Genomic DNA, 16,974 nt, shown 5'->3' with positions numbered 1-16,974 from the left:
ACCCATTTCTCTTGCAGGGGGTATTGTTTAACTAACCAGTTTATAATCTGTAATATGCCAATAAGTATTGTAACCAACGAAGATAATATGTCCATGATGGCCCGTTATCCAGATAACTTCTTTGATTTGGCTATTGTTGATCCGCCGTATGGAATAGGAATAGATGGACAAAAGAAATCTATCAACAAGAATCCAAAACACAATCGTAAACAACACGAAAAAAAGGGCTGGGATAATGAAATACCATCTGAAAGCTACTTTACTGAATTATCCCGAGTGAGCAAATATCAAATAATATTCGGAGGTAATTATTTTACTCAGTTTTTACCTCCAGTAAAAGGGTGGATTGTTTGGTTTAAGGGTCAGAATGATTTAACAATGAGCGATTGCGAGTTGATATGGACAAATCTACCAATGGTAACTAGGCAGGTGAATATTAATCGCGCTGAACTTATAAAACAAAATAGATTTCATCCAACAGAAAAACCATATAAGCTTTATAGGCATATACTAACAAAATACTGCGTTGGTTATGGCCAAAAACTTCTTGACACTCACTTAGGATCCGGTTCATCCCGTATAGCTGCATACGATTTAGGTTTTGATTTTTACGCTACAGAGTTAGGTAAAGAATATTTCGATGCGCAGGAAAAGCGATTTACTAAGCATATCGCCCAGCAAAAAATGTTTGCACCGACTGCAGCCATAATACAGCCAGTTCAATCACAACTTTTTAACGCGCTATAAATAACACGATGAAAAAGACACCACGCCAGTACCAAATTGATATTGTGGATCGCACGTCGCGTTCGCTTGCCAAAAACAAGGCGGTTATTCTGCATGCCCCGACAGGTGCGGGAAAGTCTCTTTGCGTAGATATGATTGTAACTCGTGGTGTATCTAAAGGTAAAACGGTGCTGGTTTTATCAGATGCCCGGAAAATATACACCCAGTTAGTAAAAGAGTGCAACGGTATTGAAATCAACAGCAATGTTAAGGAGTTGGTTATTCAAAAGGGACATACTTATTGCGGCATGATCCAAACGCTTATTAAGCGTCCAATGATTATCCAGCAACTGAAAGAACTAGGAGATAATCTTATAATGCTGATCGATGAGGCGCATGTGGCCACCTCCACAAAACTAATCGACTACCTACCAGACGCTTACCGTGTGGGCCTTACAGCAACCCCATACGGCGTACTGCACAAACACTTGCCACTTTATTATAAGGCTCTCGTTGAAGGCCCACAGGTTGACTGGCTTATACAAAACGGATACCTAACTAATTACCGACATAAATCCCGGGTGCCGGCAGATACTTCACTACTTGAAATCAGGAACGGGGAGGTTACTGAGCGTTCAAATGAAATTGTATTCGGTGCGCAGCGTGTTTATGATGGCTTATTTGATGACCTTAACAAGTTCCCTTATAAAAAGTGTGTGATATTTGTTGCTTCGATTAAGCAGGCAGATGCATTGACAGCCAAACTTATAGAACAGGGTTTCCCGGCAACCAGATATCATTCGCAGGTTGAGCATGGTGAATACGAACTGGCAAGGTTTACAGCGCTCGGACTGGCTAATATCCTGGTAACAATCAAATCTCTATCAAAAGGCTGGGATTATCCGCCGATTGATATGGTGGTATTGATGCACAAAACATTATCAACTAGTGTTTATCAGCAGGAAATCGGCCGGGGATCGCGCATCTACCCGGGTAAAGATATGTTCACAGTGCTTGATTACGGCATGAACTGGAAGCAGCACGGGTTATATTTCGAAGATCGCCCTTATAGCGAATTATGGTGTAAGGTTAAACGCAAAGGCGAGGCAGAAGGCCCTTCAGCTTCTAAATGTTGTGTTGAATGTGAAAGCATTATACCAATAAGCTCACGCATCTGCAAATATTGTGGTTATGAGTATCCTTTAGTTGAGGCTACCATGGCCCAGGGTGAGCTGGTAGACCTTACCGATGAATACCATGACTTGGTTGGTAAACGGATAAGCGAGTTAACACCGCTGGAGCTTGCGAACTATGCTAAGCTTAAAAATAAGCGGCCATTTGCCATCCGCGTTGCCAAAGCTAAAGAACAGGAGCAGCACGGATTTCTTATGGACTTCGCCGCTAATATGGGTTATAAAAGAGGGTGGATTGATCATCAGATTATCCCGGTTGATAGGATTGAATTCGCGGATATAGTTTTAAAATAATGGATAACATGCCAATAAGTATCGTAACAAATGAGGACAATATGGCTATGATGGGCCGCTACCCAGATAAGTATTTTGATTTGGCTATTGTGGATCCACCGTACGGGATAGGTGTAAATCAGATGAATATGGGGGGGCGTAAAACAGTAAAACCAAGTAAAAAAGATTGGGATTCTGGAGTTCCAGACCAACTATATTTTGACGAGTTGTTTAGGGTTAGTAAAAACCAAATTATATGGGGAGGTAATTACTTCAATTTACCGTGTAGTCAATATTTTGCTGTATGGGATAAGGGTGAGACGATGTACGGACGAGATTTTGCGGAAATGGAATATGCCTGGTGTTCTGCTGGTGGTACACGTATCTATAAAAAGAACCCAAACCAGAAAGATAGATTTCATCCAACAGAAAAACCATATAAGCTTTATAGGCATATACTAACAAAATACTGCGTTGGTTATGGCCAAAAACTTCTTGACACTCACTTAGGATCCGGTTCATCCCGTATAGCTGCATACGATTTAGGTTTTGATTTTTACGCTACAGAGTTAGGTAAAGAATATTTCGATGCGCAGGAAAAGCGATTTACTAAGCATATCGCCCAGCAAAAAATGTTTGCACCGACTGCAGCCATAATACAGCCAGTTCAATCACAACTTTTTAACGCGCTATAAATGGAACCAAAAGTATTACAATTGGTTGCCGACATAAGCGCATCCGCCCCCGCCCCTGAAAAAACACTTCAGGATCTTATACTGGCTTCCCTTATTCCACAGGGAATAGAAATACCTAAACCGGATCTTGTATTTGAAATAAACGGCGCATCGGTATTTACGAAGAAATCATTGAGCACCATTATTGGCCAGGCTAAGTCAGGTAAAACAACGGTTACATCATGGATCGTTTCGCAGTCAATACAGGCAGAGACTAAAGTACTTTGGATTGATACAGAGCAGGGATTATACTACGGATCAAGAACTCAGCATTGGGTATTATCAATGTCAGGGATGCGCACTTGCCCGAACTTGAGTTTCTATGACCTAAAGATATTCAGCCCACCAAAGCGGATTGAAATAGTTGAAGAGATTATCAAAATGTATTCCCCGGACCTGGTAATAATCGACGGTGTTCGCGATTTGATATTTGATATCAACAACCCTGAGCAGGCAACTGTAATCACCGGCGACCTGATGCGCTGGGCAGAAGAGTATAACACCCATATTTGTAGCATCCTTCACCAGAACAAGGGAACGGAGCATGCGCGCGGACATTTGGGCACAGAAATGATCAATAAGTCCGAAACGGTGATGTCTGTTGAGGTAAATGCCGATAAATTAATCGTGTGCTCACCAAAGTTTACCAGGTCGGCACCATTCGAACTATTTGCTTTCAATCGCGATGAAAGAGGTATGCCTCAAATAGTTGAAGGATTCTCTGGTAAAATTACTACCGGTGGGAGTGATAGGGGCGGGAAAAAACAAGTTGATCCAACTGAGCCATCTTGGAACGCCGCCCATATTGGTATTGTGGATTATGTTTTCAGCAAAGCGGAGTACTTAAAATATTCAGAGCTTATTGATAACATATGTAATTACTTCCAAAACAATGCTGTTTCAGTTGGCAAAACAAAAGCGCGTGAATTTGTAACTCACTATATTATGGTTGGTATTGTTTGGGTGAATCCTTATGTGAAAGGAAACGCTAAATATCAAAAGAATCCAAAGTTTGAAGGCTTCCCATATGTAGCCCCGGGCATCACCATAAAAGAACAGGAGGCTCCATTTTAATGATACCACAAGAAAAAATAACTGAAGTAACGGAGGCGGCTAGTATCGTTGATGTTATTGGTGACTTCGTTACGTTGAAGCAAAAAGGCAAGGAGTGGGTAGGGCTTTCGCCGTTCAGTAATGAGCGTACACCATCATTCTCGGTCAACCCAGTAAAGGGTATTTACAAATGCTTCAGCAGCGGCAAGGGCGGAGACGTAACGGATTTCGTTATGCAGCACCTTTCATTTAAATACTATGAAGCTATTGGTTACCTGGCTAAAAAGTATGGTATTGAAATGGAGGCCGAATCGGTTTATACAGCACCTGCGCCGAGGCAAGCATACCAACAACTACCAACCAGCTATATACCTGTAGAGCATGTGACTCCGACGTTATGCGCTCCGGGATGGAATAACCTTTATGAGTTCCTGTGCAGTAGGTTTGACAAGCAGGTGGTTAGCGATAAATTTAAAGAGTACAATATCGGCACATTTAAAAACTGGTGCATATTCTGGCAGGTAGACACCGCCGGCCGGGTCCGTTCGGGTAAGTACATCAAATACAAAGAAGATGGGCACCGGGATAAGGATAGCAAGACTTCATGGGCGCATACATCAAGCAGGGAATACAAACCGATCTATCCGGATTTTAACCTGCAGCAGTGCTTATTTGGTGAGCATTTGATAGCTCGTTACCCCGGACGGCCAATCGCAATTGTAGAAAGCGAGAAAACAGCCCTTATAGCGAGTTTATTTATTGATAAGTATACTTGGCTCAGTTGCTGTATGAAAGGCGGCCTAAGTGCCGGAAAGTTAGCCAGCGTGGCAAATAGAAGTGTTACTTTGTTTCCTGATTTGAATGCTTATTCAGAATGGGCTTTAAAGGCTAAAGAGTTCGGCCTGTCAATCTCTGATCACATCGAACGAATTGCCACCGATGAAGAGCGCGCCGGGGGGTTAGATTTAGCTGATTTTTTGTTGAGGTAGTATTAGACGGCATCCGTAACTGAATTATGAAGTAAATGTATAATAACTATAAATAAGATAAAGTATGAACAGTAATTTAAGAAAAGCAAGTCATTTTGAAGTACAGGATTGGCTTATAAAAGAATTGGAACTGACACCATATCAAAAGTCTAAATTGTATGATAAAGAAATTGTAAGATTTTCTCCTTTTGATTTCTTCAAGTATAAAAGAAAAACTAAAAGCTTACTTTGGCGATTTACCTTGCCGATATATCCCGTAATTTGGGTATTGCTTGTTATTTCATCACCGATAGTTTACCTAATCACAGGTAGGTGGGGATATGAAACAAGGTATATTCAATGGTTTAGAAATTGGGCGTATAATCTAGGCTTGTAGCCTTATAGGGCTAATGAATCTGTTTATGTTACATGAACAAGTGGATTTGGTGAACAGACGGGTTGGGGTACTACTTATACCTATCCACCTCAACCCCCGCAGACTTTTCATTCATAAGTATCAGTTGCACGTTGAATATAATAGCGGATAAGTGATCTTCTTCGGGTAACAATCCCTCTTCGTAATAGGCTAAATGACGGTGAAGGCTTTCAAGTGCAGCTTCATTGGGCTGGCCTTTCTTCCAGTTACCCTTTCCGTAGTTATTGGCACCCTTCCGTAATAGGTGACCGAATCGTAACCGGGTGTAGCTATCAAAGTGATTAACCAATGGTTTATCTGTATCATTATCCCGGATGCTGCCTGTATCGAATGTTCTTTTGTTGTCCATGTTTTTTTTAAAGTGCCGCTGTTAATATATTAGGTTTTCCTTTTCCATTATCGTATACGATCACATATCCGCCATTAGAATTGAAGCCTAATGTTTCTGAATAATAGTTACCGGTAAAGAATGAAGGCACATACATCCGGCGATGATCAACTGCATCATCTTTTATGATATTGAATTTATCGCGCTGGGCGGTGGGCATCTTTTCAATAATTGTGTGCAGGTGCCCTTCGAATATAAAGTTGAACATCCCCTTTTTGCCGTACTTCCATATAATATCATGTGTACTGCGCTTGCTTAATATTTTATCACCGTGCAGGTTGATATGCATTATTCCCTCAACTTCATGGCAAATGATATAAGGATGAAATTCTACATCGTATCCCTTCAATGAAAGGCCCCACGAAATAAGATCCGCTGCTCCGCCCTTTACATCCTCGTCATTATCCTTGCTTAGGCGGTCATGGTTGCCGCCAATGATCATTACCTTACCCAGGTTTACAACATCCCTCAAAGCAATATCCAGGGCCTCACAGCAAAGCTTAATAGCATTTGCGCCGATCTCATCCTTATTCATGCTCATCCAACTATTGATGTGATTAAGGCCCGATAGGCTTTCTATCAAATCACCTAGTATATGAACATGAACCTTTTTGAATCCCTTTGAATTTACCTCTGTTACAGACGACATAAGCCCATCTTTTAATATTGAGCTGTCGTAGTCGGGTGTTAATAAAAGATTTCGTATGTGTGCCCCAAAGTGCAGATCAGCCCATTTTAATACTGCTTCATGGCTGTATGTAGTATTGTTATCAATTCGAGGAACGTATGTTTTGCTAAGCTCACGGTCTAATACACCGCGTATCGCATCATAATCAACCGTTGGCAATCCGCTTTGTGTTTCTTTAAAGAATATATTATAATAAGGCGTGCCGGTATGGCTGATTAGTTTATAGCTTACAACGTCGGCAAATGGCAGGTTGTAGAATTCGCAGTAATCATTGATGCCCATCATGCGACCTGTTAAATCGTTCCATGCCGACAGTACGAATGGTTTAGGTTCTGATTTTGGAGTCTTTGATGCTATTGTCTGTGGAGCTTCAGGTTCGATTTTCTTTGCTCCCTTCAGCTTCCCAATAGCTTTTCTGACTGCATTATGACTATTTGAAAGGTTGTACTTTCCAATGATAAAGTGGGCTGCTTCGCTCTTATTGCATGAACTTTCTGCAATATGGGCAATCGCTTCTTCTAGATAATCGCTATAGCTCATTGAGACAAATATAAATAAAAATCAATTCCTATACGAATTAAAATAATAAGTTTTATTATCTTTACGTTATGCAATCGGAGGCAAGAATTCAGCAGGATGCTTTTACTGAGATAAGGAATAGACACCCGGAGACGTATGGATTGCTGTTTCATTGTCCCAATGGAGGCTTGCGGGATGCTGTTACAGCAACTTTTATGCGCGGCCAGGGCGTAGTGAAGGGTATACAGGATATGCCATTTATATGGGCTGGAAAGCTCTACATGATTGAAGTTAAAACCCCAACTGGTAGCTGCTCAAATGATCAGAAATTGATACATGCTATACATGCTGGCCAGGGTATAATCACTTACATTTTTACCACATCAATCGATATAATTTCGTTCGTTGAGTGTGTTATTTCTGGTGGCGATATAGCCCAATGGACGGCCTTCATCAGTCCATTTTCAAGACCTGAAATGATAGATATTTACCGTGAATCGGTACGAGAAGAACGCAAGAAAAAGTTAAAAAGAGCCGCTTAGTCGGAAAAACGTAAAAAACAAAAAGTGCCCTGAGAGGCTGGAAACTATGTCAACACACTTTTCAAAAAACGCTAAAAAGTGCTATACCGAAACGCAAAACGGTATAAAAAGTGCCCTGACGGTATCAGAAACTATGTTAACACACTTTTTTTCAAACAATCATCAAAAAGTATGTTAACACACTTTGTAAAAATGACCAAAAAGTGCCCTCACGGTACTAAAAACTATGTCAACACGAATAAAAGTGTGTTAACACGGTTAGTATGTTAAAGTGTGTCAATATGCCTATATATAATATAGGCTATTGACATACTTTTTAACACAGTTTTGAAAACGAATGATAAACGACAACCCATGAATAGCACCATAGAAAATTACTTTGACAAAATGGAAGTCGGACAGTACATCACAATTGCAAAAGCAAAAGATCCGGAAGCACTTATCGAAGTAGGGAAAAAATACATTGACCAAGGCGGAAATATTGAGTTTTCAAACGACTGGAAAGAGATTAAAAAAAATAGAAGCATATCAACCCATAGCATGAACAAACAGACCATAGTTGGCAGGAGTCTTGCCCAGATACAACCGGACCTGTACAAACAGATCGAGGATAGCGTTACTCCAATGCTTGTAGATACCGCTCACATCAAATCGCTACTCCATGCGGTGCGCACTTCTCACCCAGCCTTTGATGAAACTGATGTTCGAATTCTAACAGTTGCAGTAATCTACGATTCTTACTGCCCAGCTTCTTTCCTGCCCAAAGCTGCAATGAAGTTACCTATCGGTGTTCGGGATGAAGCTGCTCGTGTATTGGGTTACTCCAACCCTGAGAACATAAATAATTGGAGGTCGATAGCGAGTGCCTACATCAAGGGCCGGGACTTCCGTGCTCGTGTTGATGCGATTAAGGCTCAGTTCAAACAGTTTAGTTCACGGCCGAGTGATTGGCAATTAGCATTGTAGGGTATGGGTAAAGTTCATTTGCAGCCGGAAAATACTGGTCTATGTGGACAATATGCAGTTGCTAATCTGATAGGATGCACACCGGAAGAAAGCATATTAGCTTTTGGTAAGCCTGGAGGTAATAAAAGAAAAACAGGCACTCAAACTAAAGATGTTGCAGTAGCCATTAAAAAACTTGGTTATTATTCTGATGAAAGAATGAGTCTCATAAACGATAAAACGGTTTTACCAGACCTTTGCTTAATTGCGGTTGGATGGTACGGCCCTCCAATAGATAGCGGTCTCAGACGGACAGTGGCAGCCCACTGGGTAGCTTACAAAAAAGGAAAGATTATTTGCTCAGGATATGGAAACTGTAAAGATCTTAAAACCTATACTAAAAAACATAATGGGTACGCATCAGGGTACCTTGAAATAAAAAAATTAAAAAATGGCAGCTCCATCAGGAAATAGTTTTTGGAAAAAGAGAAATAAACATGGTAGAGAGAAGTTGTTTGCCTCTCCAAAGCTTCTTATGGAGGCTGTAGAGGAATATTTGACTTATGTTGATGATAGCCCATGGATGAATAAGGAAGCCATAAAGGGAGGAGAGTTTGCTGGCCAAATAATATCAATACCAACAGCAAGGCCTTACACATTGACTGGTTTATACTTGTATCTCGGCTGTAACAAACATTACTTTAATGACTTCAAGAAGAATTGCAGTCAAGATTTTTCGGAGGTCATTACACGTGCGGAGGAAATTATCCTAACACAGCAGGTTGAGGGTGCTATGGTTGGGGCCTTTAATGCCAACTTAACTGCAAGGCTAAACGGTATTAGCGAAAAAACTGAGGTTGACAACCAGGTAACCATGGTTAAGCCATTGATCATTGATTGGGGAGATGATGGGCCTGCAGCCTGATCCGGTAATATTCAAGCCAACGCCAAAACAGCGTGAAGCAAAACGCCTGTTAATGAAAAACAGGATACTTCTTTACGGCGGAGCCATTAGAGGCGCTAAGAGTCACTTTGGATGCATGATGGTCATATCCCTTTGCCAGATGTATCCGAACAGCAGGTGGGTCATGCTACGCAAGGACAGCGTTGTATTGAAAGCAACTCTACTGAAGACTTTCAAAGAAAACTTTTTAGATAAGGGTTGGTCACAATATGTTGAATCATTTAACCAAACCGATCTTGTACTAACCTGGTCTAACAAAAGCCAGATTTTATTCATGGGTGAAAACTTCGACCGGGATAAAGATTTGAATAGGTTTAAAGGTTTGGAATTTAACGGGGCCTTTATAGACGAGGTAAACGAAGTGCAGGAATTAACGCTGGATAAGATCATTGAGCGCGCCGGATCCTGGTTTCACTCGCCCGGATGCCCGACTAAAATATTGATGAGCTGCAATCCAACACAAAATTGGGTAAAGCGTCGCTTCTATGATAAATTCAAGGCTGACACATTACCGGCGGGGGTTGCGTACCTGCAGGCTAAAATATTTGATAACCCTCACATACCGCAGGATTACCTGGATTCGCTGAAGCTGCTACCGGTGCATCAATACAGGGTATTCGTTGATGGCGAGTGGGATGTAGCAATGAAAGTTGGTAACGAGTTCCTCAGAGAGTTTGACACGGACAAGCACATACGGGCAAATACTTGGGACGTTAGCAATCTTTTGCATGTTTCGCTTGATAGTAACGTTTATCCTTATATCGCTGTTACTGTTTGGCAGCTTGTAAAAGATGGCCTAGGATGGATTATTAAGCAGGTAAATGAACTACCTGCCGTTGACCCATTAAATACTGCCACCAAGGCCGGGAAAAACGTTGGAGAGTGGCTTAACAGGATTGGGTATACTCAAAGGATTATGCAATATGGTGATAAATCGACAAAAAACAGAAACAATATCGATGATAACAAAAAATCATTCTATGAATTATTCACCGAGGCAATAGCCAAAGAAGGGTTTCGTATTGAAGATAAGATGCTGAAGGCTGCTCCGCCAGTTGCCGGCATTGCAGACTTTGTTAATGCCATCTTTGCCGGCGAAATACCGGGCCTCAGTATTGAGATTGGTGAGAACTGCAAAGAATCGATAAATGATTATATCGAGACGAAAACCGATAAGGACGGAACGATGCTTAAGAAGCGTATTACTGATCCCAAGAGCGGTGTAAGCTATGAACCACATGGTCACCTAACAGACACCCTAAAAGATTTCATCGTATCAGCCTTCAACAGAGAATACCTCGCCTTCACCAACAAAAAACGCGGCTTAGGCCTACGCGCACTATCAGGAGTATAAAATTAGTTTTTAAACAAATAAAAATGAAAATAGTAAAAAACATTAACGAAGACTCATCAAACCAATACATGATGGATAAAGAAAGTCAATCTCTTTTAGCATCTATTATTGACGGAATGATTGCTAACTCAATAATCATTCAAGATTTAATAAAAAAACTTTATAAGCAAGATGCAAGCATCATGGACTGCGAAGATTTATATGAATCAATAAAAGATTGGTCTACTCATCCAAGTGTTATGTTTTTAGCTAACATTTATGAAGGCTCTAAGATTGCCCCAAAAAATGAAGCCCGTGAAGCCGAAAATGATAAAATAATGGATCAGATTAAAAGAGCTTTAGCTCTGATGAAAGAAAAGGGAATAGTAGAATAATATCAGGAGTATAAAATTATGACCAACGCAGAACTTCAGAACCAGCTAAATATAAAAACAGATGCCTACCGGGTAGTATTGGAAACGATGGCTAACCAGGAAAACGCGATCACCAGCCTTGCGGGGCAGCTGGCCAAGCTTCCGAAGGTGAATGCAAAGCCACTGTTCGGCATTAACGTGCATATGTTCGATTCTAATTATTCAGACGTTGATGGTATAATAGCTAAATTGCAATATTTGGGCTGCACCAATGTAAGGCAGGACTTTGATATTTATGGCAGTGGTACCAATATCGGCAAGATGCTCAATCATAGTAGCTGGGTGAATGATGTATTGCCAAAGTTCAATGCTGCCGGTATCAAGGTAAGGCCGATGTTTTACATCAGGGGTGATGATGGATATGCTACATTCAGGGCAATTGCTAACAACTACCCATACTTTACCGAAATGGAGATTGGTAATGAGAATGCGATCCTTTCCTTGTTAACCGGTACCGGTTGGTACGCATCAAACTACGATACTGCGAAGCTTGATACCAATACACGGTACGTTACAGCAGCATTCCTAGCGCTGTTAACCATTGGCAGACCGATCAATATCATAACAAGTATTACCTGGATCCATTACTACTACATCAACTATCTGCGCGGCCTTGGGGCTAACTTATCGTTATCGGTACACAGTTATACCGATGGGTTTTATAACGTTGCTAACCAATCGCAAACATTAGGATTGAACGCATGGCAAGCAGCTAAATCAAAGTTCGGTAACCAGGTATTTGAGATAGGTGAGACTAACTTCATGCCGTTGCCTGATGCTTCAAATTATACAGATGCGCTTCAGCTGCAGAAAGGTGCACAGATCTTTGATGATACATGGGGATCAGGTATTCCCACATGGTGGTATGAGTTAGTTGACCGGCCGACGCGCCCTGGTAGGGAAGGACACTTCGGTTTGTTTAGATCGGATGGATCGCCTAAACCTCTTTGCGATTATATTAAGGGGCAGCTGGATGGGACGGGGGCGTAGGGACGCATCGACACACAAAAATAAATTTTTAATTCTTATAGGAATTAAATAAATAAGTGTTATATTTGATGAACAAAGGCAGCCTTCGAATTAAAGCCTTTAAATAAAAAATTTATACCCTTAATTATCTTAGTAGCGAGTTCGAAGGCGCGAAAGGATAATTAAGGGTTCTTGTTTTGTAATATTTAATCAACATATGACCAAAGTAACTATCCTGGGCCAAGCGGAAGCTGCTGAACCAGAAAAGAAAAAGATTGTTTTTGTAAGAGATTGCTTTTATGAAGAGTGGGTAGATTCTGACACTAAACCTAGCATGTGGATGAATATAGAATTAGTTGCCATAGGTTTCGCTGATGGGTATGATTTAATGTTTGGATATGATACTGACAGGGGTGATGGTGGATTACACCTCGGCCACTTCAACGACGGCGTAGTATAGCTATAAATATAATTCAAAAATCACCATCATGATCAATGCAGATACCACTTACAGCCCAGAAAAAGATGTAAAGATCTTAAAGTTATTCAAACACGATGAGCCTAACATAAATACAAGATATCGCTACAAAGCGCTATTGGGTGTAAAAACAAGCACTGGTTATTTGCCTGTTAGATCAGGATGTATGCATCAATCATACTGGCGCAAAGAGTTTAATTTAACTCAAGAAGAAATTGAAAAGCTAATTGTATAGTCCTTTGGGGGGGGGAGCTGGCGGGCTGAACTCCTAATGCATTTTTTTAATTTATACCGGGTTGGTTTATATTGGATTAGGAGAAAAAAGATGACAGTACAAGAATTGATAGATGAACTCCAAGATTGCAATCACTTAAACGCAACAATATATATGCGAATAGGGGGATTACCTTTGGTTAACGTAGATAAAATTGAAATTGACAAAAGTGGATATGTTATTTTATATGAAGATAATGAGTATTGACGAGAAAATAAAAAATAGAGAAACAGAATTACAAATATATTATGATGAAGCCTTTTCTAAATTAATTTCATTAAAAGAAGAGAGAAGGGCTTTAGAAAAAAGATATATTGAAACCCATAATGAAATGGATAGACAACATAAAATTATTGCGCAATGTATTGAAAGGGCAAATGAGCAAGGGTATCCTAATTTGTTTAATAACCTATAACCATCACCGAATAGCGCACCGACTCTCCCCACCGCCTCGCACCTAATCAATAACGCCCCCACGCCTCGCTGGATAACACAGCGGGGATTTGGCGGTAAAAAGCCGTCCGTGTTTGGTGGCTGGCTAAATATAATCATGAGCAGAATCAAACGATACGCGTATAGGCGGAGGGTAAAAAGTATACCTAAGTGGATTTCACATGAAGCTTACTGCAAATGCCAGGATTGTAAATTTATAAGATCGTTAATTTAATAAAAATGAAAACACACATAAGGGTATATGATTGGACATCACCAGATGATATGATGCCGGATACGAAAGATTTGGTTTTAATCTGGCGTTATGATATGCCATTTATTGGTTACTACGATATTGCAAATAATTGGTGGGTAATCGATGGGGTTTCAGAATGTAGTGGCATAGAGTACTGGAAAGATATACAGAGACCATAAAACAACCAACAACCATGAACAACATTAACTGGCAGGATGCCGAAAAGGAGAAGCCGAAAGAGCAAAGAAACAACTTAAACGACTATTTTTTAAATAAAGTAGCAGCCGGCTTAAGGAGAATGACTGTAATGCCTAATGCATTTATATTTTTTGATAAAGAAAGTAAATTTTACGATAGAGACAAAATTTTAGGATACCCAGTTTACCGTACTAATTTTATTTATCAAGGCAATGGCGAAGATGAGTTAAGTTTTTATCCTGTATTTTTAGACCCACATTTTGATAGCGTAAATGAAGTGTCTAGATTTAGGAGAGGATATGAAGATTATTAACCCACTTCGCAGAAATTAACGAACCATCATGAAAAATACGCAACCGAACTATAAGTAAGTTATTTAAGGAATGGTATACTAAAATATTAGAAAATGAAAAAAGATAGCAAAATATGTATGCAAACATGTGGATGTACATGCGAGCAGGAATGTAGGTTTGATTCAAAACACCAGCCTAAAAAAAATAAATTTAAAAAAGGTGATATTGTAAAGGTTATAAAAGTAGGACATAATTTAAGCCACATAGAAAGTACCGTTAACACTGTTAGGAGATTTTCATTTCCTTATAAATATTTTGTTGATACACCTGGGTTTGATAGTCAATATTATACTGCTGAGGAGTTGGAAATATTTTAAGTGATAGTATAAAACTTTAATAAGATGAAATTAGAATTAAAACACTTATCTCCGTACTTGCCGTATGGGTTGAAGGTTATTCCAAATGAATTCCTAAAACACCAAACATGTGTTTTAGGAATTCAACTTGATCCGTTAAATATTGAAATAGTTAGATATGGTGAAATACGAGAAAGTAAAGTAGCACTTAAAAATATTAAGCCAGTCCTTAAACCTCTATCTGACCTGTATAATACAGATGGATTTTCATTATCTAAAATGATCTCACATGGATATCATAACTCGTTTTGGAGTAAAGAAAAGTTTAGTGTAAAACATGTTTACTACCATGACCTATTGATATTGCTCGAACACCACTTCGACGTGTTCGGCCTGATCGATTCTGGCTTAGCCATTGATGTTAATACGGAGTTGTAGGGTGCCCCGGCGCAAATTAATTTATATTTGACTTAAAATTAACATCATGACAGTACAAGAATTAATAGATAAACTAAACCTTATAAAGGACAAAACAAAGAAAATAGTAGCATACAATGATACCCATGAGATATTAACCGGAACCGTTGTTAACGTTAAAATATCGCAAGCTTTATCAGTATTTATAATCTTGGAAGATTGAGGCCTCCGGAGCCCCCCATCAAAACAGATTGCTGCCGAATGGTAAACCAGTCCGCATGCTTCTTACCAACCCACACAAGTAAACCCCAATATCATACCTATGCCGTAATGCATGGGTATTTTTGTTCCTATAAATGGAACAAAACGAACTTACCACTTTATTGGGAGACGCTGCCAAATTGGTATCTACTATCGAGGCCTTAAAGCCCTACATACCTGAATACGCATACGATATAGAACCTGAAAACCACAAGGTTGTTAAAGATCTTACTTACAGGCCTTGGAAGGATGTTGATATTGATACTGGAAATTTTGACGATAGCGGGGATAAGGTTTACCGTGTAGAAAAGCGCGATGTTCACAGAATACCGTCAAGCACTCAAAAGCAGATTTTAGATTGGGCGGTAAGAATGAACCTGAGTGGAGGTATTGAAATTGACGGTACCATTAGGGAAGCTACCAAAGTCACCGATGAGACCATGATAGCCATGTTGAAACGTACATGGGATGATAACAAGCTTAACTTTACTGCTCAAAGGATAGATAGATTAAAAAAGAATTTTACACAGTGCCTGGTAGTTTGGTATTCAGTACCAGCGGAAGAAGGTTTTTGGGATGGTATCGCCCCGGCCAGTAAATTCAAAATGAGGTGCTCTATATTTTCTCCTGAAGATGGAGACATCATCATACCCATATACAACCAATACAAAGAAATGATCAGCTGTGCACGTTCATACACTGTGCAGATTGATCGTAAAGATGTTAATAAACTTGACCTTTACCTTTCAGGTAAGTATATCACATACATTAAAGGAACTGCTGGTTGGGAGGTTGAAAAAGAGGTTGTCATTGCTTATGGTAAAGCAAACTTTATTTACCACGGACAGAAAAGACCTGAATATGCCGACGTACTTCCAAAGATTGAAAGGGTTGAGGAGGGAGATAGCGATAGCGCGGACGAAAATCAAGTTAGCTCATTCCCAATATTGGCAGCTACTGGTGAGATTCTTGAAACTAAAGGTGGTCAGACTAAAAATACCCGCAAGACATTCAAGATGGAGAATGGTGGCGATCTCAAATATGTTGAGGCTAAAGGTGCGCAGCAGGCTGCCGTTGATGAGCGTAAAAACTTGCGCCGGGACATATATGATGAAACTAGCACGCCACAGATTTCGATGGAGCAAATCAGCGGTAGTTCAAATATACCTGGTGTTACCATAGAGCTAATGTTCTTACCGGCCACAAATAAAGCCAGATCTAACCAGGATGGTGATTTAGGTATGGAGTGGCAAAGGCACCTTAATTTATTGAAGGCGGCAATGGCAGTGATTAACATAAGCGTTAAGCCATCATTGAGTATGCCTGTGAAACCTAAATTTAAAATAGAATTACCACGCAACCTGAGCGAGGAGTATGCAAATATTGTTTCACTTGTAGGGGCTGGGTTATTAAGTAAAGAAACCGCAGTGAAAATGCTCGCTTTTACAAACGACCCAATTGCAGAGTACGATAAGATCAAAGCCGAAGCTGCGGCGGCTGCTAAATTGGTAGCGCCGGTGGTGCCGCCGATACCCACCCCCTAGCTATAATACTCCATGACCAGCCTAATCATCTCCAGGCCGTCTTCATATTCAAATTCTGCCCAGCTGTTAAAGCTCACAGTCCAGTTGCCATATAAGCACTGGACTTCCCCCATTACTATACCAGCAACGCTAATACTCCACCAGATAGATCCGGTGCCCAGCACTTCGTATAGGATGACTTATCTATTTTCATCGCCCCAGGTTCCTTGCGTTATTATGCGGCGGTAATTCATGGATTGTATGACACGCAGGGTGGTGGATTGTTTGGGTAAAATAAATTTTTAATTCTTATAGGAATTG

23 protein-coding genes and 1 pseudogene are annotated in these 16,974 nt (G+C 40.2%); 22 read left to right on the top strand and 2 right to left on the bottom strand.

From position 1 onward, the window contains the following. Positions 1 to 54 precede the first annotated feature (54 nt). The 6 genes and pseudogenes from A0256_23365 to A0256_23340 all read left to right on the top strand — a co-directional run bounded on the left by A0256_23365 (position 55) and on the right by A0256_23340 (position 5,344). The gene (locus A0256_23365) at positions 55 to 747 is read left to right on the top strand and encodes a hypothetical protein (protein AMR34179.1); all 693 of its coding nucleotides are present in this window, start codon (positions 55 to 57) and stop codon (positions 745 to 747) included. An 8-nt stretch (positions 748 to 755) separates the two neighbouring features. Beyond that, positions 756 to 2,213, top strand: coding sequence for a hypothetical protein (locus tag A0256_23360; GenBank protein ID AMR34178.1), 1,458 nt, complete (start codon positions 756 to 758; stop codon positions 2,211 to 2,213). An 8-nt stretch (positions 2,214 to 2,221) separates the two neighbouring features. Then, a pseudogene (locus A0256_23355) lies at positions 2,222 to 2,806 on the top strand (hypothetical protein). Between the two features lie 81 nt (positions 2,807 to 2,887). Beyond that, complete coding sequence (locus A0256_23350; protein AMR34177.1) at positions 2,888 to 4,000, top strand: hypothetical protein; 1,113 nt, start codon at positions 2,888 to 2,890, stop codon at positions 3,998 to 4,000. Next, positions 4,000 to 4,968, top strand: a complete 969-nt coding sequence (locus A0256_23345) for a hypothetical protein (GenBank protein AMR34176.1) — start codon at positions 4,000 to 4,002, stop codon at positions 4,966 to 4,968. The genes A0256_23350 and A0256_23345 overlap by 1 nt, the downstream gene beginning before the upstream one ends. Before the next feature lie 64 nt (positions 4,969 to 5,032). Further along, positions 5,033 to 5,344, top strand: a complete 312-nt coding sequence (locus A0256_23340; protein AMR34175.1) for a hypothetical protein — start codon at positions 5,033 to 5,035, stop codon at positions 5,342 to 5,344. 70 nt (positions 5,345 to 5,414) lie between these two features. On the opposite strand, the gene A0256_23335 is transcribed toward A0256_23340, so the two are convergent. After that, entirely contained in the window at positions 5,415 to 5,732 is a 318-nt protein-coding gene (locus tag A0256_23335; GenBank protein AMR34174.1) for a hypothetical protein, read from the bottom strand. Between the two features lie 7 nt (positions 5,733 to 5,739). Further along, on the bottom strand, positions 5,740 to 6,999 hold the full coding sequence (locus A0256_23330; protein ID AMR34173.1) for a hypothetical protein: 1,260 nt from the start codon (positions 6,997 to 6,999) through the stop codon (positions 5,740 to 5,742). Between the two features lie 68 nt (positions 7,000 to 7,067). Between A0256_23330 and A0256_23325 the strand changes: the two genes are divergently transcribed. The 16 genes from A0256_23325 (at position 7,068) to A0256_23250 (ending at position 16,674) form a co-directional block, all read left to right on the top strand. Further along, positions 7,068 to 7,520 (top strand): hypothetical protein, encoded by a 453-nt coding sequence (locus A0256_23325; GenBank protein AMR34172.1) that lies wholly within the window; start codon positions 7,068 to 7,070, stop codon positions 7,518 to 7,520. 354 nt (positions 7,521 to 7,874) lie between these two features. Beyond that, positions 7,875 to 8,486, top strand: a complete 612-nt coding sequence (locus tag A0256_23320; protein ID AMR34171.1) for a hypothetical protein — start codon at positions 7,875 to 7,877, stop codon at positions 8,484 to 8,486. 3 nt (positions 8,487 to 8,489) lie between these two features. Then, on the top strand, positions 8,490 to 8,939 hold the full coding sequence (locus A0256_23315; protein ID AMR34170.1) for a hypothetical protein: 450 nt from the start codon (positions 8,490 to 8,492) through the stop codon (positions 8,937 to 8,939). Beyond that, positions 8,917 to 9,390: a hypothetical protein gene (locus A0256_23310; protein ID AMR34169.1), complete on the top strand. Its 474-nt coding sequence runs from the start codon at positions 8,917 to 8,919 to the stop codon at positions 9,388 to 9,390. The genes A0256_23315 and A0256_23310 overlap by 23 nt, the downstream gene beginning before the upstream one ends. Before the next feature lie 163 nt (positions 9,391 to 9,553). After that, a complete protein-coding gene (locus A0256_23305; GenBank protein ID AMR34168.1) occupies positions 9,554 to 10,783 on the top strand; it encodes a hypothetical protein in 1,230 nt (409 codons plus the stop codon). 23 nt (positions 10,784 to 10,806) lie between these two features. Continuing rightward, positions 10,807 to 11,157, top strand: coding sequence for a hypothetical protein (locus A0256_23300; protein AMR34167.1), 351 nt, complete (start codon positions 10,807 to 10,809; stop codon positions 11,155 to 11,157). An 18-nt stretch (positions 11,158 to 11,175) separates the two neighbouring features. Further along, positions 11,176 to 12,186: a hypothetical protein gene (locus A0256_23295; protein ID AMR34166.1), complete on the top strand. Its 1,011-nt coding sequence runs from the start codon at positions 11,176 to 11,178 to the stop codon at positions 12,184 to 12,186. Between the two features lie 196 nt (positions 12,187 to 12,382). Then, positions 12,383 to 12,625: a hypothetical protein gene (locus tag A0256_23290; protein ID AMR34165.1), complete on the top strand. Its 243-nt coding sequence runs from the start codon at positions 12,383 to 12,385 to the stop codon at positions 12,623 to 12,625. A 28-nt stretch (positions 12,626 to 12,653) separates the two neighbouring features. Continuing rightward, positions 12,654 to 12,878, top strand: coding sequence for a hypothetical protein (locus A0256_23285; protein ID AMR34164.1), 225 nt, complete (start codon positions 12,654 to 12,656; stop codon positions 12,876 to 12,878). Between the two features lie 36 nt (positions 12,879 to 12,914). Continuing rightward, positions 12,915 to 13,124: a hypothetical protein gene (locus tag A0256_23280; protein ID AMR34163.1), complete on the top strand. Its 210-nt coding sequence runs from the start codon at positions 12,915 to 12,917 to the stop codon at positions 13,122 to 13,124. After that, positions 13,114 to 13,332: a hypothetical protein gene (locus A0256_23275; protein AMR34162.1), complete on the top strand. Its 219-nt coding sequence runs from the start codon at positions 13,114 to 13,116 to the stop codon at positions 13,330 to 13,332. The genes A0256_23280 and A0256_23275 overlap by 11 nt, the downstream gene beginning before the upstream one ends. A gap of 257 nt (positions 13,333 to 13,589) precedes the next feature. Beyond that, the gene (locus tag A0256_23270) at positions 13,590 to 13,784 is read left to right on the top strand and encodes a hypothetical protein (GenBank protein ID AMR34161.1); all 195 of its coding nucleotides are present in this window, start codon (positions 13,590 to 13,592) and stop codon (positions 13,782 to 13,784) included. A gap of 14 nt (positions 13,785 to 13,798) precedes the next feature. Continuing rightward, positions 13,799 to 14,116: a hypothetical protein gene (locus A0256_23265; protein ID AMR34160.1), complete on the top strand. Its 318-nt coding sequence runs from the start codon at positions 13,799 to 13,801 to the stop codon at positions 14,114 to 14,116. 93 nt (positions 14,117 to 14,209) lie between these two features. Next, positions 14,210 to 14,473 carry a hypothetical protein gene (locus tag A0256_23260; protein ID AMR34159.1) on the top strand — a complete coding sequence of 88 codons (264 nt, stop codon included), beginning with the start codon at positions 14,210 to 14,212 and terminating at the stop codon, positions 14,471 to 14,473. Positions 14,474 to 14,497: 24 nt separating this feature from the next. Continuing rightward, positions 14,498 to 14,890: a hypothetical protein gene (locus A0256_23255; GenBank protein AMR34158.1), complete on the top strand. Its 393-nt coding sequence runs from the start codon at positions 14,498 to 14,500 to the stop codon at positions 14,888 to 14,890. Between the two features lie 335 nt (positions 14,891 to 15,225). After that, positions 15,226 to 16,674, top strand: a complete 1,449-nt coding sequence (locus A0256_23250) for a hypothetical protein (GenBank protein AMR34157.1) — start codon at positions 15,226 to 15,228, stop codon at positions 16,672 to 16,674. Positions 16,675 to 16,974: the final 300 nt, after the last annotated feature.

Origin of the sequence: Mucilaginibacter sp. PAMC 26640, from assembly GCA_001596135.1 — a bacterium.
In the GTDB taxonomy this organism is placed as follows: Bacteria; Bacteroidota; Bacteroidia; order Sphingobacteriales; family Sphingobacteriaceae; genus Mucilaginibacter.
This window is presented reverse-complemented; position numbering and strand designations above follow the sequence as displayed.